This is a genomic window from Amycolatopsis kentuckyensis (assembly GCF_041679295.1).
In the GTDB taxonomy this organism is placed as follows: domain Bacteria; phylum Actinomycetota; class Actinomycetes; order Mycobacteriales; family Pseudonocardiaceae; genus Amycolatopsis; species Amycolatopsis kentuckyensis_A.
In genome coordinates this window covers 598,009-621,926 of the sequence record NZ_JBGDMD010000001.1, presented here as the reverse complement: position 1 = coordinate 621,926, position 23,918 = coordinate 598,009, and the positions used below count along the sequence as shown (strand labels likewise).

Genomic DNA, 23,918 nt, shown 5'->3' with positions numbered 1-23,918 from the left:
GGCCCGGTGGTTCCGGGCGCTACGGCCATCCTCACCGTTCACATCGGTGTCAGAGGCAACCGGCTGAGGCGCGGGTCACAGCGTCACACCAGCTCCGCCTGGTGCCGCCGGTTGGCCGCCATCACGACGTCGAGCGCGTCCCGGGCTTCGATCAGGCGCGCGATGTCGGCGTCGATGCGATCCCGCTCGCGCGCCATGGTCGCGAAAGCCGCCTCGACGACGTCGGGGTCGCTCGGGATCTCGACGCACGGCAGCACGGCCGCGATCACCCGGCTGGACATCCCCGCGTCGAACAGCTGCCGGATGAGCGCCACGCGCTCGACTTCGGCGTCGGAATAGTGGCGCTGGCCGGCTTCGGAGCGTGAACTGGTCAGCAGGCCCTGCGCCTCGTAGTACCGCAGGGAGCGCGGACTCACGCCCGTCCGCTGGGACAGCTCGCCGATCCTCATACCGACGAGGTTACGCCGCCCGGACTTACGCGATGCTCACGTCGCCGAAATCCGGGCCGGGCGCGTCATCGCGCCGGTGCGCGATCACGATTGAGACACGCTCGCCGTGGGCACTTCCACCACGCGACGCTCATTTCTTCGGAATCGCGCGTCGCGGAGGGAGGAGATCGTGACTCGGCAGGCAGCGCGCGGCGGGGAAAGCGGAACCGCCGTCGACGGGGGAAACAGAACCACCGGTGTGGCTCTTTTCGAAGAAGTCGCGCCGGCCCGGCCGGACGAGGTGTCCGGTTTGCGTCACCGGCTGGCCACCTGGCTGGGCGCACTGCCCGTGACCTCGGACGTCGGCTACGACGTGACGCTCGCCACCTACGAGGCGCTCACCAACGTCGTCGATCACGCCTACCCCGGCCGGGCGGGAAAAGTGCGGCTCCGGGCGGCGTGGAACGGAGCCGGAATCACCGTTGAAGTAACCGACACGGGACGCGGTCTTCCCGCTCGGCCCCGGTGTGCTTCCACCGCACCGACGGAAAGGGGTCGCGGCTTGATCCTGATTCGGAAAACCGCCGACGAAGTGCGCATCGAAACCGGTGAAAACGGCACGACGGTCGTGTTGACCTGGCGCGCGCGGCCCGGCGCCCACTGAGTCGTCCGCTACGAAGAGTTACCGATACACGAGAGATCCTCACGACCGCTCCCCACGGAAACCGAGCTATTTTCAGCAAATCCGCGTCGGTAGCAGCTTCTACGATCACTCTCAGTATCGGGGTGTCGATCACTCCGCATGATCACCGCGATAGGTTTCCCGGCGTTCCCCCGGGGCCCGACGACGCGTCCCCGGACCACCCTCCCCCCAGCGCGCGCCTTCGGTGCGCGCTGTTCGCCGTGCCGAAAGGAAGTTGCTTGACCGCCACGACGTTGACACAGGTGCTGCGCGAGACCCACACCGTCGCCGGGCTCACCCGGCTGATCGTGCGGTGGGACCGCGAGACCGGCTGGGCGCACCTGGCCATCGCCGTTTCGAGCACCGGCCCTGTCTGCTTCGCGGGCTTCCACCGGTTCGCCGGTGGCAGCGCCGAAGCCGTCGCCGCCGAGCTCGCCGCCGCCGGGTGCCTGTCCGCTCCCCCGCTCCACCTCGACGACATGCTGTCGGAAATCGAAGCCGTGCTCCCGGAGGTGACCGCGGATGCGCGTTCATGACCTGCACCTCACCGGGCTCGGCAGCGACGTCGGCGCGCTGACCCCGGTCGCGGTCCCGGTCGCGGCCGGCGAGTTCACCGCCGCCGAGGCCGACCGGACCGGTCAGCTCTCCACCGCCGTGGCCGGCTTGGCCGGGCCCGAGCTGGCGGTGCGCGCCGGCCGCGAAGCCCTGCGCCAGGCCGAAACCGCGGCCGGGGAACCGGTCTGGCCGACGCTGTGCCTGCACGCCGGGATCTACCACCCCGGGATCGACTTCTGGCACGCCGCTTCCTACGTCCGCGACCGGCTCGGCGTCGGCGCCGGCCCCGGGCTCACCCTGGAGCTCGGCGCGATGAGCAACAGCGTGGTGGCGGGCCTGGACGTCGCGGCGAGCGTGCTGGCCGGCCGCCCGGACCACGAGGCCGCGCTCATCACCGCCGGCGACCGCTTCGGCGCGCCCGGGTTTCCGCACTGGAGCGCCGACACCGGCATCGTCTACGGCGACGCGGGCAGCGCGGTCGTCCTTTCGCGGCGCCCGGGCCTGGCCCGCGTCCGCGCGATCGCCAGCTACACCGACCCTTCCCTGGAGGGACTGCAGCGCGGCGACGAACCGTTCCGGACGGCGAGCGTCACGTCCCACCGGTCACTGGACATCCGCCGCCGCAAACGCCAGTGGCTGGGCCGCAACGGCGGCCCGGCGCACGTCGACGCCCGCAACGCGGACGGGGTGACGGCGGTGGTGAAGACGGCACTGTCCGACGCCGGCGTCGACCTGCCGGACATCGTGAAGGTCTGCGCCCCGCACTACGGACGGCGGCTCGTGCAGACGCAGATCCTGCGCCCGCTGGGCATCCCGGAGTCCCGCACGATGACCGAGCTGGGGCTGCGGGTGGGGCACCTCGGTGCCAGCGACCAGATCGTGGCACTGCACCACCTGCTCCGCACGGGCGAAGCGAGCCCGGGCGAGCACGTGCTGCTGCTGGGCATCGGCGTCGGGATGACGTGGACGGCGGTCGTCCTGCAGCTCGGCCCCGCGGCCGTGATCTGACCGGCCACGGGCCGTCCCCGGACCGGCGGGACTCGATGACCGAGCCCCGCCGGCCGGTGGTCAGCCGATCGGTTCCACCCAGACGTTGCGGAACCTCGGGTTCTCGCCCGCGTCGCCGTGGTCCTGCAGCCGGATCGCGCCGAGGGCGGGGCCTTCCGCGTCGCCGCCCCCGGTGGAACCGGTGATGGCCACGTCGTTGTGGACCGTCACCCCGTTCCAGACGACGGTCACCCGGGCGTTGTCCGTCTTGGTCCCCGCATTGTCGAACCGCGCCGCCCGGAACGTGATGTCGTAGGTCTGCCACGTCAGCGGCGCGGTGGCGGCGTTGACGTCCGGCGCCTTCTGCGAGTAGATCGCGCCGGCCTCGTCATTGGCGAGGCTGGTGTCGCCGTAGGAGTCGAGCACCTGCAGCTCGTACCGGTCCTGCAGGTACACGCCGCTGTTCCCACGGGCCTGCCCGGTCACCTCCGGCGGGTAGTCCGGCTCGTACCACTCGACGTGCAGCTTGAAGTCGCCGAACCGCTGCCGGGTCCGGATGTCGCCGCCGAGGGCTTCCATCGAGCCGCCCGCGACCGGCCACGGGGCCGCGCCGCCGGAACGCAGCTCCCAGGCGTCCAAAGTGGACCCGGTGAACAACGGGATGCGGGCCACCGCGGTGACGGTGATGTTGTCGAGGTTGACGTTGCCGGCGTCGCCGCTGTCGAAGCGGTAGGAGATCGAATTCGCGCCCGCGGCGAGCGGCAGCACCTCCGGTTGCAGCGCCCAGTTGTCCCAGGTGGTCGTGCTGGCCAGCCGCGTCTGCCGGACCTTGGTGCCGTTGACGTAGACGCTCACCGACTTCGTGCCGGCGCTGGGATTCGGGCCGTTCGAATACCGCAGGCCGACGTTGTACGTCCCGGCCGTGGGCGCGTTCACCGCGAACGTCGTTGCGGCGCCTTGGTTCCAGTACCCGTCGACGAACCCGGTGGCCTGATAACCCGGGTGGTCGGTGTTGACACCCGCGCCGCCGGTCAGGGTCGCCCGCTCCGCTTCGTAGGTCACGCCGGCCGGCGGTCCACCCGGGATCGAGTTCAGGGTGTACCACGCTTCCGTGCTCCACAACGCCGCGCCGGAGTCCGACGCGAACGGCCGCGGGGACCGCACGTGCACGACCCGGCCGGCTTGGAGGCCGGAGAGCTGCACCGTGACCTTCCTGCGGTCGGCGGAAACCGTCGCGCCGGTGACGGCGAGTGCCTGTTCGTCCACTTTCGGGCCGCCGTAAGCGGCGGTCGGCACGTAGCGCCATTGGGAGGCCTGGTACTTCCTGCTCAGGTCCTGCACGGTCGCGGCGGACAACGGCTGCGTGTACTCGATTTCGAAACCGCCGGCGACCGCCCGCATGGCGAGGATGTCGAAGGCGTTCGTGCCGTTGGGGGTCAGCTTCTGCAGGCCGTAGGCGAGCTTGCCCGGCTGTCCCCAGTTGCCGCCGCCGTCGATGCCGCCGGTGTAGATGGCGCCGTCCGGGCCGAGGCTGATCCGGCTCACGCCGGACTCGAGGCCCTGGGTCATCCGGAACACCGCGCCTTGGTACTCGCCGTTGACCTTCTCCAGGTAGACCCGCTGCAGGCCGCCGTAGGTCACGTCGCCGTAGACGAGCTGGCCGGCGAAGGTGCCCTGCGTCAGCTGGACCGGGTTGCTGGGCGAGTTGGCGATTTCGTTGTGCGGCAACCACACCACCGGCGCGGTCACCGGCTGCGCGTCGAACGGGCCCGCCGGGTTCGTGTAGTGGTTGAAGAACCGGTTCTGCTTGACGCGCACCAGTTTGTTCGCGGGCAGCCAGCCGCCTTGGTTGTCGGTGACGAAGATGTCGCCTTCCGGCCCCCAGCCGATGCCGTGCGGGGTGCGCAGGCCACCGGCGATGGTCGAGACGGCGCCGGTGTTCTTGTCCACCTTGATGGTGACGCCGCGGCCCGGCGCGGGCTGCGGGTCGGTCGTCGCCCCGCCGAGGTCGATCGCCACCGACAGGTTGACGTAGAAGAACCCGTCCTTGTACAGCAGGCCGAACGCGAACTCGTGGAAGTTGCCGCCGAACGGCCAGGTCGCGACCGTCCGGTAGACGTCGGTCACGCCGTCGCCGTCGGTGTCGTCCAGTTCGACGAGCCGCGTCTTCTCCGACACGTACAGCTTGCCGTCGACGTACTTGATGCCCATCGGTTCCTTCAAGCCACTGGCGATCCGCTGGGTCCGGACCCGAGACGGATCGGTGGCGCCGGTGGCGTTGCTGATCAGCTGGACTTCCCCGGCGGTGTTGTTCGACCCGCCCCAGGTCGCGATGGCGAGCCGGCCGTCGGGCAGCCAGTCCATCCCGGTCACCTGCGGCTGGAAGCCGTCGGGGCGCAGGTCGGTCACCGTGAAGCCGGGGTGGACGCCGGTCAGCGGCAGGCCGTCGCCCGGGGAATCGGCGGTGCCTTCGCATTCCTTCTTCCCCGGCGAGGTCACCCGGACGACCCCGGCGTCGGTGCTGAGCACGGAATCGGGCACGACCGCGAAGGCCGACGAGCCGGGCGGCTGCCATTCGAGCAGGAGCCGCTGTTCGCCGGCGTTGTCGAAGTGCTCGATCCGCAGCGCGTGGTAGCCGGTGGTCAGCTGGGCCGAGCCGGTCACCGCGGCCGAGCCGTGCAGTCCGTCGTTGGTGATCACCGGCTGCCCGTCGATGCTCAGCCGGGAACCGTCGTCGCTGGTCAGCCGGAACTGGTGGGTGCCGGCGGTCGCGATGGTGATGTTCGCGGTCACCTCGGACACGAAGAAGTCGCCGACACCGAAGTCGGCGGTGCTGCTCCAGTTGATCGTCGGCATCAGCTTGTCGACGTTGGGGGTCAACCCGGGCTTGATGGTGCACAGCTTGGTCAGCTCGGTCTGCATGTCGAACACCCGAAGGGTCACACCCGGCTCTTGAGGCGGCACGGCGGCGTGAGCGGGCACGACGACGACTGTGGACAAGGCTGTGAGCAGGGCTGTTGTGATCAGTAGCGCTCGGCGGCAGCGTTCGCGGACGGCAAGAAGCATCTTTGCTCCCCGGGGAAGAGCCAGGGTCTCTACCTGACGCTCGGCGAGCGTAGGGAGGACTTTTGCACGAAGTCAACGAAAGTATGTCCAGCTTGAGCGAAATTACGCCGTCTAGACGCATAAGTCGAGTGACCGCGTCGAGGCGGCGTTTCCGGGACCGACGCGCACCGCGGCGAGCTGCCCGCCGGTCCGGCGGTACCGCCAAACCGGCCGCTGACGGTAACCACCTCCTACCCGTTCGGTCGATTGCCGACGATTGGCTGACCGGCGAATGATTTCCGGCAGTCGATAATTTCAGTGAGGAGCCGAAGTGGAGCCGGCGTTGGGGCTCGACCCGGGCACGGCAGACCTTGTCCGACCGTACTTCCGCACCCATGGACGTACGCGGCCCACGCGCACGCTCCCCGTCGAAACACTCATCTCGGCAACCGAGCGAGGCCGTTCTCCGGAACACGGCTGCTCCCGGGAAGAAGCCGCGATCTGCCTTCTGTGCCGATCGTCGCAATCGGTCGCGGAAATCGCCGCGTACCGGCGGATTCCCCTTGGTGTCGCCAGGGTTCTGGTGTCCGACCTCGCCGACCGCGGCCTGGTGGTGGTTCAGGACACGCAGCAGACCTCCGGCGACCGTCCCAGCATCAGCTTCATGGAACGGGTTCTCCGCGGTCTTCACGCGATGACGTAGCCGCTCCGCCGTCCGCGACCGGCTGGAGCAACCGGTTCCGCGCGACGATCGCTTCCTCCGTGGGGGGAACGAGAAGCGCGCCGCCGCCTTCGACCGTGCCCTGCGCGAATTCGGCATAGGGCCGTTGGCGGGCCTCGTACCGCGGGAACGCCGTGACGTGATCACCATCCGAACGCTCGAGTTCCTCGGCGAGGAACTGGGCCCCGGTCATCGCCAGGGACGTGCCCCGGCCCGCGAGCGGGGACGCGCAGTGGGCGGCGTCGCCCACGAGCGCGACCCGGCCCCGGTGCCAGGTGGGCAGGTGGATCTGGCTGACCGCATCGAAGTAGCTGCCGGGATCGTCGTGCACCGCGTCGAGGATCGCCTGGACCTTCCACGCGCGACAGTCGGCGAACCGGCCGAACAGGATCTTCTTCTGCGCTTCGACGTCGCGGTGGTCGTAGTCGAGGGGATCCGACCGGAACATCAAGAGCCCGATCGCCTTGTCCTTGAACCGGGCGATGCCGGCCAAGTGTCCGGGAAAGCTGTACATGGGATTGATCCGCTCGGCGTCGGCATCGGCCTCGCCCGGCATGTCGACGATGGCGACGTAGAGACCGAGGTGCCGGATCCAGTCCCGCTCCGGACCGAACACGAGCCGCCGCACCGCCGAGTGCACACCGTCGGCACCGAGGACGAGGTCGAAGCTCTCCGAGGTGCCGGAGGCGAACCCGACCTCCACGCGGTCGTCGCGCTCGGCGATCGACCGCACCGACTCGCTCAGCCGCAGGTCCACGCTCGCGGGCAGCGCGTCGGCCAGGATCCGGGACAGGTCCTCGCGGGCGATCTCGATGTCGTCGGGTGAATCGCCGATGTCGGCGGGCAACCGGCCGACGGCCGCGCCGTTCTCGTCGACGAAGTGCACCTGCTCGGTCATCCGGATCCGCGCGTCGCGGACCGCGGGCAGGATGCCCATCTTCTCGGCGACCCCGATCGCGTCGCCGCGGACGTCGATGGGCGAACCGTTGCCCCGCAACCGATCGGCCCGCTCGACGATGGTGACGTGCTGACCTCGCATCCCGAGGTCCCGGCCGAGGGAGAGCCCGGCGACACCCGCGCCGGAAACGAGAATCTTCATGCGTACTCCGAAACTGTGACGATGAGCCGGGCTCCTACCGAGCCGGCCGGGACGGGTGGGCGAGCACGAAATCGCGGAGCAACCGGGCGGTTTCCCGGGCGAACTCCACCGTGATTCCGTGGCGTGCTCCCGGAATCACCGCCAGTCTCGCCCCGGGGATCGCGTCGGCGATCTTCCGTCCGGCATCGGGACCGGCCGCGGGATCGTCCTCGCCGTAGACGAGCAGGGTGGGCGCGGCGATCCGGGACAGGTGCCCGGTGACGTCGAAGCCCGGGATCGCGGCCAGCCGCCGCGCGTCCGCTTCCGGCGAGCGGTGGACCAGCATCGCCCCGAGTTCGGCCACCAGCTCTTCGTCGGCTTGCCCGCGTTCGGACAGGGCGAAGGCGAGCATCCGCGCATCGCGTTGCGACGGCGGCAGTTCGACGATCTCGGAGGCGACGGGCGCCCGCAGGGCCGAGGCGTCGGAGAAGGTGGCGCCGACGGTCAGCGACTGCACGACCTCGGGCACCGATACCGCGACCTGCAAGGCGATGAAGCCGCCGAACGACGTCCCGAAGAGGTGCGCTCGTTCGTACCCGAGTCCCCTGATCAGCGCGGCGCAGTCCGCGGCGAGGTCGGGGATGCCGTACGGGCCGGGCGGATTGACCGACGCTCCGGAATCGCGCTGGTCGTAGGCGATCGCCCGGATACCGGCACCCAGCAGGGGCCGGAAGGTGTCGTACTGGATGTGGGTGCTTTCGCCGCCGTGCAGCAGGACCACCGGCTCGCCGGCACCGGACTCCGCGTAGGCGATCTCGATCTCGCCGGCCGTCACCGTGTTCACCGCTCACGCCCTTAAAGAGACAACTTGTCTCTTTAAGCTACACTCGATCCGACCCGGCGTCCACCGAGGGGTAGCTGTCAAAATCAGAGCCGTGCCGGAGAACGCGGAGACCGCCGAGACGACCGATCCCGACGCGCGACCAGCGGCGCGACCGGGTGGGCGCAACGCCCGCGTGCGGTCGCGGATCCTCGCGGCGACAACGGAACTCGTCGCCCGGGACGGCGTGACCGGCCTGCGCTACGAGGAAATCGCCGAACTCGCCGGCGTCAACAAGAACAGCGTCTACCGCAACTGGCCGGACCGGGCCGAACTCGTCCGCGACGCGCTGCTGCAGTACGCGGAGGACTCGGCACCGCTGCACGACTCCGGCGACCTCCGCCGCGATCTGACCGACTTCCTGATGGTGTTGTCCGAGCGCCTGTCGAGCTCGATCGGCCGGGCCCTGCTGCAGGCCACCATCGCGGGCCCCGGGAACGCGGATCTCGACGAGGCGGCCCGGACCGTCTACGACCAGCGGCTCGCGGCCGCCCGCCGACGGTTCGACAGCGCCGCCGAAAAGGGCGAGATCCCCCCGGTCGACAGCTACTTCGTCACCGAACTGCTGTCCGGGCCGGTGTACCTCTACGTCATCCGGCGACGCCACCCGTTCACCCGCGAGGTGGCCGGGAAGCTCGTCGACATCGTGCTGGCCGGCCTCCGCGCCGGCCCGCCGTAGGGCTGCTCGAAGACCTCAGCGTGTCGGCAATTCCCGCGTGTCCCGCGGACGACCTCACTTTCCCCCGGCTCGTCGACAATCCGGCGGCAACGCTTCGTCAGTGCGGAGGGGCGGTGGCCGAGCGGCCGCTCTCGGCTGGTGCGGCCACTTCGACGACCGTCACCCGCACTCCTGCCGTCCGGATCGCCGCCACGCTGCCCGCGTCGGCCGAGGGATCCGTGATCAGCTCGTCGACTTCGGTGATGTCGCCGATCCGCGCCAGCGTGCGCTTGCCGAGCTTGCTGCCGTCCGCGATGACGACCACCCGTTGCGCGCGGGCGAGCATCGCGCGGTTCGTCCTCGCCTCGTTCTCGTCGTGGGTGGTGATGCCGCCCGCCGCGTCGATGCCGTCGACGCCGATGAAGGCCGTGCCGATGTTGATCGACGCCAGCACCTGCTCCGCCCACGGGCCGACGAGCTCGTAGGACCGCGGCCGGGAGACACCGCCGACGACGACGAGCTTCACCCGGGGCCGCAGCACGATCTCCATGGCCGTGTTCAGGGCGTTCGTCACCACCGTGAGATCCGCGCGGTCGGGCAGCTCCTTCGCCAGCTCGCCCGTGGTCGTGCCGCCGGTCAGCGCGATCACGTGCGGACCGGCGGGCAGCCGGCGCACCGCCTGCCGGGCGATCGCCCGCTTCGCGTGCTTCGACTGGCCTTCGCGGTACCGGACCGGCAGCTCGTAGGCCACCCCTTGGGCGAGCGCGCCGCCGTGGGTCCGGGTCAGCAGCCGCTGTTCCTCCAACGCCGTCAGGTCCCGGCGGAGCGTGGCCTCGGAGACGCCGAACCGGCGCGCGAGCTCACCGACGCGCAGGCGGCCCGTTTCGCCCAGTTCGCGCACCATCTCCGCCATCCGTTCGGACCGGGACGCGCGTCCTCGAAGCCGGACATCAGCAAGGCTCATACTTGCACACTATACGGCCGTTTCGAACACTTTCGCGCATCGATCCGACAACTCACCAGCGGCAACGCCGCAAACGAACATCCGCGATGCTCGTTTGCGCGCCAGCTCTTGCTCAGCGGACACGCCACGACGTACCAAGAGCGGACCGCTTGGCCGAACCGGCCACGACCGAAAGGTGATGTGGGTGTCAGCGCAGCAAGAACGACCGGGGCACCGCCGGCAGCCGGGCGAAAGCCGCACCGCCGGCGAGATCCGGCAGCAGCCCGGCACGTGGCCCGAAGTGGCGCGGACCGTCGCCGCCGCGCGGGCCGACATCGACCGCCTGCTCGGCGACGCGCTCGTCGATCCGCGGACCCGGATCGTCCTGACCGGCGCGGGGACCTCGGCCTACATCGGGGAGGTCGTGGCCCCCGACCTCGCCCGGCACCTCGGCCGGCCGATCGAGCCGATCGCGACGACCGACGTCGTCGCCGACCCGTCCTCCTTCGCCGACGACCGGCCGGTGCTGCTGGTGTCGTTCGCCCGCAGCGGCGACAGCCCCGAGTCGAGCGCCGCGGCCGAGCTGCTGCAGCGGCTCACTCCCGCGCTGCACCACATCGTCATCACCTGCAACCCCGACGGCGCGCTGGCCCGCCGCTGGACCGACGCCAAGAACGCCGTCGTCCTGACGCTTCCCGAGCGGCTGAACGACCACGGCTTCGCCATGACGTCGTCGTTCACCGGGATGACCCTGGCCGCCCTGCTGGCCCTGGGCGTCGGCGTCGACGTCGACGCCGCGGCCCGGGCCGCGGAAGACGTCCTGCGCACCGCGGCGAGTCGGGCGGACGCGGTCGCCGCGGCCGATCCGGCCCGGCTGGTCTACCTCGGCTCCGGCGCGTTCAAGGGGCTGGCCCGCGAGGCCGCGCTGAAGTGCCTCGAACTCACCGCCGGCGCGGTCGTCGCGGTCGCCGACACCCCGCTCGGCTTCCGCCACGGCCCCAAGTCGATCCTCGACGACCGGACCGTCGCGATCGTCTTCCCGTCCGGTGATCCCCACACCCGCCGCTACGACGACGACATCACGCGCGAGCTCGTCGAGTCCCTGGGATCCGAGCGGGTGCTGGTCATCGGCGCCGAGGCCGGTGGGTGGCCGATCCCGGGCATCGCGCACCTGCCCGACTCCGTGCGGGCCATCGTGGCGGCCATCCCGGCGCAGTCGATCGCCCTGGCGTGTTCGCTCGCCCACGGCCTGACCCCCGACAACCCGTTCCCCGGCGGCGAAGTCAACCGCGTGGTCCGCGGGGTCGTCATCCACGAATTCCCGGACCCGGCGGAGGGCTGAGCCATGTTCCTCGGTGTGGACGGCGGCGGCACGAAGACCGCCTTCAGCCTGATCGACGCGGGCGGCCGCGTCGTCGCGGAAGCCCGCACGGCGGGCCTCTACTACCTGCAGCAGGGCATCGACATCGTCGAGCCGTTGCTGCGTCAGGGCATCGGCGACGTGTGCGCCACCGCGGGCATCGAGGTCGCCGACCTCACCTACGCCTTCTTCGGCATTCCTTGCTACGGCGAGATTTCCGCCGACGTCCCGGTGCTCGACGCGCTCCCCCGGCGCATCCTGGGCGACGTCGGTTACGCGTGCGGCAACGACATGATCTGCGGCTGGGCGGCCTCCCTCGGCGGCGCGGACGGCATCAACGTCGTCGCGGGAACCGGGTCCATCGCCTACGGGGAGCACCGGGGACGGCGGTGGCGGGCCGGCGGCTGGAGCGAGCTGTTCGGCGACGAAGGGTCCGGCTACTGGGTGGCGGTCCGAGGTCTCGGCGCGTTCTCCCGGATGAGCGACGGGCGCCAGCCGGCGAGCGCGCTGGCCGAGGAGATGCGCAAGACGCTCGGCGTGACCACCGACCTCGACGCCATCGACATCGTCATGAACCGGTGGCACGGGGACCGCGGGAAGATCGCGGACCTCAGCAAGGTCGTCACCCGCGCCGCGGAGGCGGGCGACCCCACCGCGGCCGTCATCCTCGGCCGCGCCGGGCGGGAGCTGGCGCTGCACGTCGAAGCCGGGGCCGCCGCGCTGGGTTTCGAGCCGGAGGAGATCGTGCCGGTCTCCTACTCCGGCGGCATGTTCGGCTCGGCCCACCTCCTGGACTCCTTCCGCGAAGCGCTCCAGCACGGCAGCCACGGCTACGAGCTGCGCGAGCCCCTGCTGCCCCCGCACGTCGGCGCGGCCGTCTACGCCGCCCGGCTGGCGGGCCGCCCCATCCCGCTCGACCGGATTTCCGCCGTCCCCACCCTGGAGGGGTTGTCATGAGCGCATCGAAGCGAGCCGCCTGGATTCCCTACGCCGGCCTGCTGGTCCTGTTCTGGGGGGTCTGGGGCGCCTTCTCCAGCCTGCCCACCTCCAAGTACGGCTACCCCGACCCGATGGTCTACGTCATCTGGTCGGTCACCATGCTCATCCCCGCGTACTTCTCCCTGCGCGGGCAGAAGATCAACCGCCGCCCGATCGCCGCGGTCTACGGCCTGCTGATCGGCCTGACCGGCGCCGGCGGGCAGCTGGTGCTGTTCAAGGCGCTGACCATCGGCCCGGCCTACATCATCTTCCCGATCGTGGCGCTCTCCCCCGCGATCACCGTCCTGATGGCGTTCGCGGCCCTGCGGGAACGGCTCACGGCGCTCAGCTGGATCGGCGTCGTCCTCGCCCTGGTCGCCATCGTCCTGTTCTCGGTGTCTTCGGGCGACTCGCAGGAGACCAGCGGCACGTACCTGTGGCTCGCCATTCTGGTCTGCGTCGCCTGGGGCGTGCAGGCGTACTTCATGCGCAAGGCGGCCGTCGTCGGGGTCAACGACGCGACGACGTTCGGCTGGATGACGATCAGCGGGCTCCTGCTGATCCCGGTCGCCCTGATCATGATGGGCGGGCTCCCGCTGGCGTTCCCGTGGCAGGCGCCCGCGTTGACCGCGATCACGCAGCTGCTCAACGCCGTGGGCGCGCTGTTCCTCGTGATGGCCATGAGCCGGGGCAAGGCCACGATCGTCGCGCCGATCACCAACGCGCTGGCGCCGGTGCTGACCATCGTGCTCTCGCTGATCGTCTTCCAGACCCTGCCGAGCGGGTTCCAGGTCGCCGGCATCGTGCTCGCGCTCGTGGGCTCGTCGCTCATGGTCTACAGCACGGAGAAGAGCGGCGAAGAGCCGTCTGTGGCCCCCGCGCCGGCCGATCGGCGGGAAGCCGCGTCGTGACGACGATCCTCACCGTCACCCTCAACCCCGCGATCGACGTCACCTACCGGGTGGCCGGGCTGGCGGTCGGCGAGACCGTCCGCGTGGCCGGCGTGCGCAGCCGCGCCGGCGGCAAGGGTGTGAACGTCGCCGCGGTGACCCGGCAGCTGGGCGGCGACAGCCGCGTCCTCGCGCTGACCGGACGCGCGGAGCCGGACGAGTTCCGGGCCGGTCTCGACCGGCTCGGGCTCCCCCACCGCCTGGTCCCGGCGCCGGCGACGGTTCGCCGGACCGTGGCGGTGGTGGCGGACGACGGCGTCACGACGAGCCTGCAGGAGCGTGGTTCGGCGGTCGCGGCCGGCACCCGGGACGAGGTCGTGGCGGCCTTCCGCGCCGAGCTGGCGGCCGGGGTGGGAGCGGTGGTCGTCTCCGGGAGCGTGCCGCCCGGGCTCGGCGACGACGTACCCGCGCGGCTGGCGGTGCTCGGCGCCGAAGCCGGCGTCCCGGTGATCGCCGACGTCTCCGGCGCCGCCCTGCGCGCCGCGGCGACGACGGGGAGCGTGCTCCTGCCGAACCGGGACGAACTGGCCGAGCTGTTCGGGAAGCGCCTCGATGTCGTCGCGGCCGGCCGGCAGCTGGTCCGGGACGGTGCCGCCGCCGTCGTCGCCACGCTCGGCGAAGAGGGTGTGGTCGCGGTGACCGCCGGCCGGGAATTCCGGGTCCGGCCGGTCGAACGGGTCGTCGGCAACCCCACCGGCGCCGGCGACGCGGCCGCCGCCGCGCTGGCCCGTCACCTCGCGGCCGCCGGTGGAGTGTCCGAAGTGGATTGGCCCGCCGCGCTGGCCGACGTCGTCGCGACGTCGGCCGCCGCTGTCCTGTGCCCCGTCGCGGGCGAAGTCGACCTCGAGGCCCGAGCCGGCTGGCTCGCGGCGCTCGCCGTGAAGGAGATCGTGTGAACACCGATGCCCGGACCATCTTCACCGGCCTGCACGGGGCGGTCGGGGCGTTCAACGCGATCCTCCTGGAGCACGCGGAGGCCATCGTGGCGGGCGCCGAGCAGGCCGGCCTCCCCGTCATCCTGCAGATCTCCCAGAACGCCGTCCGCTACCACGGCTCGCTCGACCCGTTCGGCACCGCGTGCCTGAGCATGGCCGCCGCCGCGACGGTGCCGGTCCTGGTGCACCTCGACCACATCGAGGACGAGTCCCTGGTCGACCAGGGACTCGCGCTGGGCATCCGGTCGCTCATGTTCGACGCAGCGAGTTCGGCCTACGCGGAGAACGTGACGCGCACCCGGGCGGTCACCGAACGGTGCCACGCCGCGGGGTGCTGGGTGGAGGCCGAACTCGGCGAGATCGGCGGCAAGGACGGCGCGCACGCCCCCGGCGTCCGGACCGACCCGGCCGAAGCGGCCGCGTTCGTCGCCGCGACCGGCGTCGACTCCCTCGCGGTGGCCGTCGGGTCGTCGCACGCGATGGCCGGCCGCGACGCCGTCCTGGACGACGAACTCATCGGCCGGCTCGCCGCCGCGGTGCCCGTGCCGCTGGTCCTGCACGGCTCGTCCGGAGTCCCCGACGACGGCGTCCGGCGGGCGGTCGCGCGCGGCATCCGCAAGGTCAACGTCGGCACCCGGCTCAACCAGGTCCTGACCGGCGCGGTCCGCGCGACGCTCGCCGAGCGGGAGAGCCTGACCGACCCGCGCCGCTACCTCTCCCCCGGCCGCGACCGGATGCGCGACGAGGTCGCGCGCCTGGTGGAGCTCCTGGCCGACGCGCGCTGAAGCTCCTACTCGACGTCGCCGCGGCCGTGCGCACGCCGCACTTCGCGCACCGACTCCGCCTCGAACCGCGAAAGCACCACGCGCTCGGAGCACCGGCTGTGGCCCGACGCGGTCCCCGGTGTCCGCCGCACGACGACCTCGTACCGGCGGCCGCCGGCGTCGACCAGCACCCGCCGGTCGTCGCCGTCGGGCTCCTCGTCGACCGACTGCACCGCGTCGATGCCGCGCAGGCCCGTGCGGCCGCGGATCTCGATTTCGGCGAACTGCGACCACGGGCTCGGCGCGGACGTGCGCCCGCGCAGGTGCTCCAGGCGGACGTTGCCGCCGAGCGCCTCCTTCGCCACGAGCTCGGCCTCGGTCACCGCGAGGCTGCCGTGGAGGAAGCCGTCCGGCACCGTCAGGAGATTGCCCGCCCAGCGGTCGCCGCCGACGTGGCTGACCTCCCACACCTGGCCGGGGTGGTTCTGCGCCAGAGCGCTCACCAGCGGGCGGCCGAAGACCGCGCAGCACATGTCCTTGCTGCCGTGGGTGCAGACGAGGAAGAGCGGGCCGGACACCGGCTCGCCGTGCCCGCGGCGCCCGGCGGCCACGGCTTCGAGGTCCAGCCGGGCGAGTTCGCCGAGGTCGGTGACGTCGAGGCGTTCGAGCCAGCGGTGCCCGGGCCGGCCGCTGGCGACGTAGACCGCGCGCGGGGCACCCGGGACGCGGGCGTGGCGGCCCGGCTTGCGGATCAGCAGCGGACGCAGGCCGGCGTTGCGCGCGGCATCCAGCGCCGCCGCGGGGAAGGCTTCGGCCATGACGTCCTCGAGGGCGTCGGGCGACCAGGCCCCGGGCTGCTCGACGAGCAGCCAGGACGTCATGCGGGCGGCGGTCCCGGCCGGGTCGCCGCCGAGGTCACGGGTCAGCGCGGCACAGCCGGGCGCCGCGCCCGGTCCCGAAGAGCAGAGGGGCGCCTCAGCCAGGAAGCTCGACTTAGGCATGCCTAAGCGTACCCGAATCTCCGCGCGACAATCCCCCTATGTGACCGGGTCGCCGGGCACCGCCACCCGATCAGGCGGCAAACGGCGATGAACCGGGCATTCCGGGCGGTGTCACGCCCGCGCGACGAGCCCCTGGGTCACCAGCTCGCCCAGCAGCGCACGGACCGTCGCCCGATCGACGCCCGGCGCGGCGTCGGCGAGCACCTTGAACGGCTGCGGGAGACCACCGAGCAGCGCGGCCAGGACCGGCCGCGCGGGCGCCGCGAAGACCAGGCGTTTCCCGGCGGCGACCAGGGCGACCGTGCCGTCCCCGTCGGTCAGCGCGGCCCGCGGGGCGAGCAGCCGGACCTCGAAGTCGTCGTCCGGGGGCAGCAGCGCCGCCGTCGCCGCCCACGGCAGCCCGATCCGGGTCTGCGCGGGCGCTTGGGCGTCGCGGTCGGCGAGGAACCGGTCGACGACGTCCCCGGCGACGAGCTCGGCGAGCCGGTGCCGCAGCGCCTCGGCCCGCTCCGCCCGGGCCGCCGGGCCGGCGAACCGGGGCAGGTCCTGGCGGAACACCTCGTCGGCCCGCAGCTGGTCGGCCAGCCACGCGACGAGGTCGACGCCGGTGGCGGCGTTGAACCCGATAGTCAGGTGCAGCGACTCCTCGCCGACGGCCGACACGTCGTGCCAGTGCCCGCGCGGCAGGTAGAGGACGTCGCCGTCCTCGAGCAGGAAGTCCTCGTGCGGCTCCCCCTCGGGGCGTTCCGGCAGCTCGACGTCCCGCTGCAGCGGCGAGCGCCGGGTGACGCCGTGCAGGCGCCAGCGCTTGCGGCCGGAAAGCTGGATGATGAACGCGTCGTGGTCGTCCCAGTGCACGTCGAAGCCGTGCGTGGTGCCCCAGCCCGCGTACAGGTTGACCTGGATCCGCTCGCGCAGGTCGTGCTCGAGCCGGCCCGCCAGCTCGCCGACGCCGTCGACCAGCTCGTTGACCGAGTCGACCACGAGCGTCGCGCCGGCGCGCAGGTGCTCGGCGAAGGGCGCCGACAGCACGCGCGGCACGAGGCCGTTGCGCCGGGTCGACACCATCTCGGTGTAGGTGTGGGCGGGCACGACGTCGCCGTCGAGCGCCAGCCGCAGCCGGGGGAACTCCAGGCGGTGCTGCCGCAGCACCCGGTCCAGCTCCGGCCACGGGAGCAGGCCGCCGAACCGGCCCCGCTCCCCCGGGAAGCGCCGCGGCGCTTTCCCCAGGACGTCTTCGAAGAACTGGCCGACCTCGAGCGGAGCCACGAGGTCGGCCAGTCCGGGAATCTCCGTCACGGCAACAGCTAGTCGTTGCCGTCGTTGTCGGCCACGGCACCGTTGGCTTTGCCCCGGTCCACGGCGGTGGTCAGCGGCTCGACGCTGAGCAGCAGGCCGCTGGTGGTCACTTCGCTGTCGGTTGTCTGTCCCTGACCCATCCGGAACCTCGCAAACGTCGACGACTGGGCTTCCCACGCTACGTGAGAGCGCCGGGCCGGGCATCGGTCATTTGAGTTGTTCTTGGTCGGCCCGATCTTCGAACCGCGACACTAAACCGGTCCGGCCGCCCGGGCGTGCACCCCGCACCCGAACAGACCCGGAGGAACGACCATCAGCACCGACTTCCACGCCGACCCGGACGCGATCCGGAAGCTCGGCGCGCTCGCCGGGCGGGCGGGCTCCGCGGCCGGCCTCTACGCGGCAGCGGCCACCGACGGCCCGAACGAGCTGGGCGAAGGGCTGCTGGTCAACCTCCTCGCCCAGCCGCTCGACCAGTGGCAGGCACTCTGCCTCGCCAACGACCGCAAGGCCGAGTCGCTGGCCGACGCCTTCGACACCGCGCTCGTCGCCGTGGCCGAGCTGTACCGCGAGACCGACCACGAGGCCGCGGCGAAGGCCGACCGGTCCTACCCGGACGCGCACTCCGAGCGGATCGCCGCCGACGACGTCGTCTCCCCGGAAACCGCCGCGGCCTTCACCGACTTCGACAACGCGTCTCTCAACCCCCGGACCCTCGAGCCGTACCCGGGGTCGCTCAACCCGGCCGAGGACGCGTTCGGCGGCTGGAACATCGAGCTCCAGCGCATCGCGGACAAGATCGCGGGCGGGGCCTCGATCTCCGGGCCGGTGCGCGGGCTGCTGACGAAGATCATCGGGACCGACCTGCTGACGGTGGTCGAGAAGCTGGTGACCGGCGACTGGGACCTGCTGCTGCGCCAAGGCATGGTGTTCGAGGACACCGGGCTCGCGTTCGGCAAGATCAAGCAGAACATCGACCGCGGCCGGCTCGGCATCCAGGACCGCTGGACCGGGCACGCGGGGGAAGCCGCGCGCGCCTGGCTCACCGACTACTCGTACGCCTGCGCCGCGCACGCCAAGTTCTGCACGGACGCCGGCTGGAAGATCAAGAACTTCGCCCGCGCCGCCTACGACGCCATGCAGGCCCTCGACTTCGCGCTCGAGTCCTTGCTGGACTCGGTGGTCGGCAAGGTGCTGAAGATCGGGAAGGCCCTGGAACTGGCCCTGCTCGGCATCGTCGGCCTCGGCGACGGCGAGTCCGTGCGCCAGGCCATCGCCGGCGTCCTGGCCGAGGCCAGCCCGCTGCGCGCCGCCATCGACACGCTCACCACGCTGGCGCACACGGTCGCGTCGGTGTCCGAACTGGTGGCGGGCAACGGCGAAATCGCCGCCCAGTCCTGGCCCGGCGAGCCCTACAAGCACCCGGGGACCTGACGTGGAGATCTCACCGTGGCGCACCGAGCTGGGCCGGCGCGCGAGGCACAACCAGCTGATCCTGCTGGCCCGCGGCGACGGCGACCTGGCCGACTTCGCCCGCGACGTCCTGGCCGGCCGGGCGAAGCCGGAGGACCTGCTCTACCGGTCGTACCTGAGCGAAAAGACCCTCCGAACGGCACACGCGGAGATCGACGCGTGGAACGCCCTCCCCGAAGCCGAACGCCAGGCGGCCGTCGACGAGGCCGACGCCCGGACGCGGGCCGAGATCGCCGCCCTCGCGGCGCTCGACCTGTCGCAACCGGCCCCGGACGACGACGATGACGACCACGACTTCGGCGCGGAGTTCCTGAACTCGTTGCGGTGACGTGCGCGCTCCCCGGTGCACGGAGGCAGACCGCGGCGGCGGACCCCGGCCATACCGACCGGATGGTATGTTGACCCGGTGATCGAAACGTCGCGGCGGACCTGGCGAGTGCTCGAGCCCTACCACGGAATGATCTACTTCGCCCCGGAAGCCGTTGCCGCGTACGGAGAACTCGGTCTCCGCGGCCGTGCCGGCTACTTCGCGTCGAGGTCGGCGGCGCTCGGCGCGGTCCCGGCGCCGGTCGTCGTCGCCACCTTCTACAACTTCAACCCGGTCCTCGTCGAAGAGTCGATCGCCGGCGCCTGGTCCGTGACCGACCCGGCCGCGGTCGTCGCCGCCCGCTACGCCGCGGCCGACCAGGCCCTGCGCGCCACCCTGGGTGACGCGATCACCGCACCCGGGATGCGCCGAGCCGCCGATCTCCTGCGTGCGGCCGCCGAGACGGTCGCCGGCGACGTCACCGGCCGTCCCCTGTTCGCCGCGCACGCGGCCCTGCCGTGGCCCGCCGAACCCCACCTGGTTCTGTGGCACGCGCAGACCCTGCTCCGCGAGTACCGCGGCGACGCCCACGTGGCCGCCCTGCTGACGGCCGGCCTCAGCGGCATCGAAGCCCTCGTCACCCACGCCGCCTCCGGTGCCGTCCCCGCCGAAACCCTGCGCACCTCCCGGGCGTGGTCCACGGCGGACTGGAGCGAAGCCGTCACCGGCCTCCGTGAGCGGAACTGGCTCACCGGCGACGCCGACCTGACGTTCACCCCCGACGGCGCGGCCCGCCGAGCGGAGATCGAGAAAGCGACCGACGAGAACAGCGTGGCTCCGTACGCGCACATCGGCGAGTCCGCGTGTACCGAACTGCAAGACCTGGTGCGTCCGTTCAGCCGGGCGCTCGCCGAGAAACTCATGCCCTGGGCACTCGCGAGGCAGTAGCAGGTACGACCGCACTCGCGGACGAGCGCGCGGGGCGCGAATGTCGTTGCGTGCTGACGGATCGCCCGTGAAGACTGACAGCCATGCTCGTCCTGGAACCGGTGATCGACGCGGCCGGCGCGGCCGGTTTCACCCTCTGGCCGATCACCGCCCGTGCGGGGCGCCCCCTGATCCGCGTGTCAGCGGACATGTCCCCGCTCGACGTCGGCACCGTGATGGCGGCCCTGCGCCCTCAAGGATCCGATGCCACCGCCGCACATTCTCGTGACGCTGTCGCCGTGCTCCGGGCAATCGTCGAGGCCGACCGCTTGATCGCCGCCGGCGGTCTGCTGGCCCGTGACACGCGGACAGGAGTCGCTATCCCGCCGAGCTGCTGCTGCGGCCTCGAGAGCTGGCGCGAATGGACCGACGTGCCGCGCGGGGGCCGGCCGTGGCTCGGCCACAGCCCGGCACCCTGGGTGGAGCACCTCGACAACGCCGTGCGCATCTGGCCCGACGGCGGCCTCGGCGAGGACCCGCCCCCGATCGAGCACGCGATCACGGCGCCGCTGGACGTCGTCACCGCGCAACTGCACAGCACGAACCAAGACCTCCTCGGCTTCTTGGACGCGGCAGACCGATGGGCACACGACCTCGCCCCCGGCTTGGCCGGGGACCTGGTGGCCAAGCTCGACGGCAGCTTCGCCATCACCGAACGGTGAACCCTCACCCCCACCCCTCCGGCGGTCGGAGCGCACGCGGGCGAAATCGGATGCCGTCGCCGTCGGCGTGGCCACGGTACGGAGCCCGCACCCGAGTATTCAACCGAAGGACCGGCTCGCGCGTGAGGGGTTCGGCCGGGCCCGCGCGGGCCCGGCGGTTCACCAGGGGAGGAAACGTGGGAGCAGGACTGAAATTGCTGGCCGCCGTGAGCGTGCTCGCGGTCGCCGCACCGGCGGCGGCGTCCGCGGCGGAGCTCGCTCCGGCCGCGGTGTGCCGGGTGACCGAGCTGCCCGGGTCGGTCGCCGGCGAGGAGGTCTACCCGGCCGGCACGGACGACCGCGGCACCTTCGTCGGTCTCGGCCGGTCGCACTTCGGCGACAACGAACACGGGCTGCTGTGGCGCGACGGTGTCACCACGGACCTCGGGGCGTTCGTCCCGTCCGCGATCAACTCCGGCGGCGTGATGGTCGGTTCGCAGTTCGCCGACGGGACCCGGCGCGCCGCGATCCGCTCGGGTGGCGTGACGACGTTCCTGCCGGAGCCGGGCGAGCCGGGCTCCGGGGCGACCGACATCAACGCCCGCGGCGACGTCTCGGGATACGCCTGGGTCGGTGGCCTGTCCCGCGCCGTCGTCTGGCCGGCGGGCACGAGGACGCCGCGGGTGCTCGACGACGGTCCAGTGTACACGATGGCCCTGAAGGTGGACGACCTCGGATTCGTCCTCGGCTCGGCGGGGTTCGCGGGCGACGAGGTGCAGACGGTCTACCGGCTGGACGGCACGGTCGTGCGGTCGTTCCCGGTGATCGGCCCGGGCGGGCACCGTGCGTCGGACCTGGCGAACGGCGTGCTGATCGCCGACCGCGGCGGCGCCGAAGGCGACGAGCTCACCTTCATCGACGTGGTGACCGGCGCCGAGCGCCCCTTGCCCGACAGCACGTACGCCCAGGGCGGGGTGCTCGCGGCGAACGGCGTCGTCGCGGCGAAGAACCGCTCCGGGACCCCGGCCCGCTGGAAAAACGGCCGCCAGCTGCAGCTGCCCCAGCTCGGGAACACCTACCCGCTCTACCCGACCGCGATCAGCGCCGACGGGCGGTGGATCGCGGGGGTCAGCACCGACAACACGCGGCAGATCGGCACGCTCTGGACGTGCCGGAACTGACCTCGCGGCGGCCCACCACACCCGCGGCCGGCCTCCCTTGACCCGGGGGCCGGACCTGCGGGTGTGCGTCCGGCCCCGGCTCACACGTCGATCTGCGAGCCCATGATCACCGTGCGGTCGCGCGGCAGGCCGAAGTACTCCGCGGCGTCCGCGGTGAGGTGCGACGTCGCGATGAACAGCCGTTTGCGCCAGCCCGCCATCGTCGGCTCGGGGCCGCGCCGGAGCTCGATCTTGGACAGGAAGTACGACGCCTCGGCCAGGTCCAGCCGCCCCTCGGTCTCCGCCGGATCGAGCCGCGCCAGCGCGCCCGGCACATCGGGGGTTTCCATGTAGCCGTAGCGGGCGGTGACGAAGATGATCCCGTCGCCGGCGTGGCCCAGGTCCTCGACGGTCACCCGCTGCCCGGCCGGCACCCGGGGCACCGGCTCGGTCTCCAGCGACATGATGACGACCTGTTCGTGGCGGACGTGGTTGTGCTCGGCGTTGGCCCGCAGCGCCAGCGGCGCGGTCTGCCCGCCCCGGTTGAGGAACACCGCCGTGCCGGGGACCCGCCGCGTCGGCGTCTCGCGGTCGCTCAGCTCGTCGATGAACTCCCGCAGCGGGCCTTCGCGACGCTCGCGTTCGGCGGTGACGATCCGCCGCCCGCGCTGCCAGGTGATCATCACCGTGAACGCCGTCAGGCCGATCAGCAGCGGCAGCCACGCGCCGTGCACCAGCTTGGTCAGGTTGGCGCCGGCGAACAGCAGGTCGACGACCAGCAGCACGGCCGCGCCGGCCCCGATGAGCCAGCGCGGCGTGCCCCACTTGGCGCGGGCGACGTAGAAGAACAGCAGCGTGGTGATGGTGATCGTGCCGGTCACCGCCATCCCGAAGGCGAACGCGAGCGCGGCCGAGCTGCGGAACGCGAAGATCAGCGTCAGCACCGAGACCAGCAGCAGCCAGTTGACCCACGGCACGTAGATCTGGCCCCGCTCGGTCTCCGACGTGTGCGCGATCCGCAGCCGCGGCAGGTAACCCAGCTGGGCGGCTTGCGAGGCGACCGAGAACGCCCCGGTGATCACCGCCTGCGACGCGATCACCGTCGCGGCCGTCGCCAGCAGCACCATGAGCAGGCGTCCCCAGCCGGGGACGAGCAGGAAGAACGGGCTGCTGATGTTCGCCGGGTCCTCGAGGATCAGCGCGCCCTGGCCGAAGTAGCTGAGGACGCAGGCGGGCAGCACCAGGAAGAGCCAGCCCCGGGTGATCGCCCTGCGGCCGAAGTGACCCATGTCGGCGTAGAGGGCCTCGGCGCCGGTGACCGCGAGCACGACCGCCGCCAGCGCGAAGAACGCGATGTCGAAGTGGCCGATCACGAAGCCCAGCGCGTACGTGGGCGAAAGTGCCTTGAGGATTTCCGGATGACCGGCGATGCCGGTGACCCCGAGCAGGCCGATCACCGCGAACCAGGCGATCATCACCGGCCCGAACACCCGCCCGACCGCCGCCGTGCCCCGCTTTTGGACGAGGAACAGCACCACCGCGATCACCGCGGTGATCGGCACGATCCAGTCGTCGAACGACTCGTCGACGACCTTGAGGCCCTCGACGGCGGACAGCACCGACATCGCCGGCGTGATCATGCTGTCGCCGAAGAACAGGGCGGCCCCGAAGATGCCCAGCCCGGCCAGCACGACGGCGGCGCGCCGGCCGCGCGGCCCGCTCCAGCGGCGTAGCAGGGTGATCAGCGCCATGATGCCGCCCTCGCCGTCGTTGTCGGCGCGCATGGCCAGCAGCACGTACGTGACGGTCACGATGATCATCACCGACCAGAAGATCAGCGACACCACGCCGAAGACGTTGTCGGCGCTCACCGGCACCGGGTGCGGGTCCGCGGGGTTGAACACCGTTTGCAGCGTGTAGATCGGGCTGGTGCCGATGTCCCCGAACACGACGCCGAGCGCGCCGACCACGAGACCCAGCCGTGCCCCGTCGCGGCCCGGCGACGGCGTGCGCGCCGCCGTGGTCGTCTGCTGGTTCACGCGTCCTCCTCCGGCCAGTACGCCTGGCACATCGAGGCGGGACCCTA

The 23,918-nt window shown here is 71.8% G+C and carries 23 protein-coding genes; 15 read left to right on the top strand and 8 right to left on the bottom strand.

The window, feature by feature from the left end:
• Window positions 1–83 precede the first annotated feature (83 nt).
• Window positions 84–449 carry a MerR family transcriptional regulator gene (locus ACERZO_RS02805; RefSeq protein ID WP_372661160.1) on the bottom strand — a complete coding sequence of 122 codons (366 nt, stop codon included), beginning with the start codon at window positions 447–449 and terminating at the stop codon, window positions 84–86.
• A 169-nt stretch (window positions 450–618) separates the two neighbouring features.
• On the opposite strand from ACERZO_RS02805, the gene ACERZO_RS02800 reads away from it, so the two are divergent.
• The 3 genes from ACERZO_RS02800 (at window position 619) to ACERZO_RS02790 (ending at window position 2,673) form a co-directional block, all read left to right on the top strand.
• Window positions 619–1,092 (top strand): ATP-binding protein, encoded by a 474-nt coding sequence (locus tag ACERZO_RS02800; RefSeq protein ID WP_372661157.1) that lies wholly within the window; start codon window positions 619–621, stop codon window positions 1,090–1,092.
• 257 nt (window positions 1,093–1,349) lie between these two features.
• Window positions 1,350–1,646, top strand: coding sequence for a hypothetical protein (locus ACERZO_RS02795; protein WP_372661155.1), 297 nt, complete (start codon window positions 1,350–1,352; stop codon window positions 1,644–1,646).
• On the top strand, window positions 1,633–2,673 hold the full coding sequence (locus ACERZO_RS02790) for a ketoacyl-ACP synthase III family protein (RefSeq protein WP_372661152.1): 1,041 nt from the start codon (window positions 1,633–1,635) through the stop codon (window positions 2,671–2,673). The genes ACERZO_RS02795 and ACERZO_RS02790 overlap by 14 nt, the downstream gene beginning before the upstream one ends.
• Window positions 2,674–2,733: 60 nt before the next feature.
• On the opposite strand, the gene ACERZO_RS02785 is transcribed toward ACERZO_RS02790, so the two are convergent.
• Window positions 2,734–5,718 carry a family 16 glycoside hydrolase gene (locus tag ACERZO_RS02785; protein WP_372661149.1) on the bottom strand — a complete coding sequence of 995 codons (2,985 nt, stop codon included), beginning with the start codon at window positions 5,716–5,718 and terminating at the stop codon, window positions 2,734–2,736.
• A gap of 310 nt (window positions 5,719–6,028) precedes the next feature.
• Between ACERZO_RS02785 and ACERZO_RS02780 the strand changes: the two genes are divergently transcribed.
• A complete protein-coding gene (locus ACERZO_RS02780) occupies window positions 6,029–6,400 on the top strand; it encodes a DUF742 domain-containing protein (RefSeq protein ID WP_372661146.1) in 372 nt (123 codons plus the stop codon).
• Here the strand turns inward: ACERZO_RS02780 and ACERZO_RS02775 are convergent.
• Window positions 6,360–7,517 carry an FAD-dependent monooxygenase gene (locus ACERZO_RS02775; RefSeq protein WP_372661143.1) on the bottom strand — a complete coding sequence of 386 codons (1,158 nt, stop codon included), beginning with the start codon at window positions 7,515–7,517 and terminating at the stop codon, window positions 6,360–6,362. The genes ACERZO_RS02780 and ACERZO_RS02775 overlap by 41 nt on opposite strands.
• Window positions 7,518–7,551: 34 nt before the next feature.
• Complete coding sequence (locus tag ACERZO_RS02770) at window positions 7,552–8,340, bottom strand: alpha/beta fold hydrolase (protein WP_372661140.1); 789 nt, start codon at window positions 8,338–8,340, stop codon at window positions 7,552–7,554.
• Between the two features lie 91 nt (window positions 8,341–8,431).
• On the opposite strand from ACERZO_RS02770, the gene ACERZO_RS02765 reads away from it, so the two are divergent.
• Entirely contained in the window at window positions 8,432–9,055 is a 624-nt protein-coding gene (locus ACERZO_RS02765) for a TetR/AcrR family transcriptional regulator (RefSeq protein WP_372661138.1), read from the top strand.
• A 97-nt stretch (window positions 9,056–9,152) separates the two neighbouring features.
• On the opposite strand, the gene ACERZO_RS02760 is transcribed toward ACERZO_RS02765, so the two are convergent.
• A complete protein-coding gene (locus ACERZO_RS02760; protein ID WP_372661136.1) occupies window positions 9,153–9,998 on the bottom strand; it encodes a DeoR/GlpR family DNA-binding transcription regulator in 846 nt (281 codons plus the stop codon).
• 184 nt (window positions 9,999–10,182) lie between these two features.
• Here ACERZO_RS02760 and ACERZO_RS02755 point away from each other — a divergent pair, with 184 nt between their 5' ends.
• The 5 genes from ACERZO_RS02755 to ACERZO_RS02735 are packed head-to-tail and all read left to right on the top strand — an operon-like array spanning window position 10,183 to window position 14,985.
• Window positions 10,183–11,319 (top strand): SIS domain-containing protein, encoded by a 1,137-nt coding sequence (locus ACERZO_RS02755; protein ID WP_372661133.1) that lies wholly within the window; start codon window positions 10,183–10,185, stop codon window positions 11,317–11,319.
• A gap of 3 nt (window positions 11,320–11,322) precedes the next feature.
• Entirely contained in the window at window positions 11,323–12,294 is a 972-nt protein-coding gene (locus ACERZO_RS02750) for an N-acetylglucosamine kinase (RefSeq protein WP_372661131.1), read from the top strand.
• On the top strand, window positions 12,291–13,226 hold the full coding sequence (locus ACERZO_RS02745; RefSeq protein ID WP_372661128.1) for a DMT family transporter: 936 nt from the start codon (window positions 12,291–12,293) through the stop codon (window positions 13,224–13,226). Before ACERZO_RS02750 ends, ACERZO_RS02745 begins: the two co-directional genes overlap by 4 nt.
• Window positions 13,223–14,161, top strand: coding sequence for a 1-phosphofructokinase family hexose kinase (locus ACERZO_RS02740; protein WP_372661125.1), 939 nt, complete (start codon window positions 13,223–13,225; stop codon window positions 14,159–14,161). The genes ACERZO_RS02745 and ACERZO_RS02740 overlap by 4 nt, the downstream gene beginning before the upstream one ends.
• On the top strand, window positions 14,158–14,985 hold the full coding sequence (locus ACERZO_RS02735; protein ID WP_372661122.1) for a class II fructose-bisphosphate aldolase: 828 nt from the start codon (window positions 14,158–14,160) through the stop codon (window positions 14,983–14,985). The genes ACERZO_RS02740 and ACERZO_RS02735 overlap by 4 nt, the downstream gene beginning before the upstream one ends.
• 5 nt (window positions 14,986–14,990) lie before the next feature.
• Here the strand turns inward: ACERZO_RS02735 and ACERZO_RS02730 are convergent, their stop codons facing one another.
• Entirely contained in the window at window positions 14,991–15,965 is a 975-nt protein-coding gene (locus ACERZO_RS02730; RefSeq protein WP_372661119.1) for a sucrase ferredoxin, read from the bottom strand.
• A 111-nt stretch (window positions 15,966–16,076) separates the two neighbouring features.
• A complete protein-coding gene (locus ACERZO_RS02725; protein WP_372661116.1) occupies window positions 16,077–17,264 on the bottom strand; it encodes a cupin domain-containing protein in 1,188 nt (395 codons plus the stop codon).
• Window positions 17,265–17,816: 552 nt separating this feature from the next.
• Between ACERZO_RS02725 and ACERZO_RS02720 the strand changes: the two genes are divergently transcribed.
• The 5 genes from ACERZO_RS02720 to ACERZO_RS02700 all read left to right on the top strand — a co-directional run bounded on the left by ACERZO_RS02720 (window position 17,817) and on the right by ACERZO_RS02700 (window position 21,853).
• Entirely contained in the window at window positions 17,817–18,698 is an 882-nt protein-coding gene (locus ACERZO_RS02720; protein ID WP_372661113.1) for a hypothetical protein, read from the top strand.
• Window position 18,699: 1 nt separating this feature from the next.
• The gene (locus ACERZO_RS02715; protein WP_372661109.1) at window positions 18,700–19,065 is read left to right on the top strand and encodes a hypothetical protein; all 366 of its coding nucleotides are present in this window, start codon (window positions 18,700–18,702) and stop codon (window positions 19,063–19,065) included.
• A gap of 78 nt (window positions 19,066–19,143) precedes the next feature.
• Entirely contained in the window at window positions 19,144–19,992 is an 849-nt protein-coding gene (locus ACERZO_RS02710; protein WP_372661106.1) for an SCO6745 family protein, read from the top strand.
• A gap of 83 nt (window positions 19,993–20,075) precedes the next feature.
• A complete protein-coding gene (locus tag ACERZO_RS02705; protein WP_372661103.1) occupies window positions 20,076–20,693 on the top strand; it encodes a hypothetical protein in 618 nt (205 codons plus the stop codon).
• 176 nt (window positions 20,694–20,869) lie between these two features.
• Window positions 20,870–21,853 (top strand): hypothetical protein, encoded by a 984-nt coding sequence (locus ACERZO_RS02700; RefSeq protein WP_372661100.1) that lies wholly within the window; start codon window positions 20,870–20,872, stop codon window positions 21,851–21,853.
• Window positions 21,854–21,933: 80 nt separating this feature from the next.
• Here the strand turns inward: ACERZO_RS02700 and ACERZO_RS02695 are convergent, their stop codons facing one another.
• Window positions 21,934–23,871 (bottom strand): potassium transporter Kup, encoded by a 1,938-nt coding sequence (locus ACERZO_RS02695; RefSeq protein WP_372661097.1) that lies wholly within the window; start codon window positions 23,869–23,871, stop codon window positions 21,934–21,936.
• Window positions 23,872–23,918: the final 47 nt, after the last annotated feature.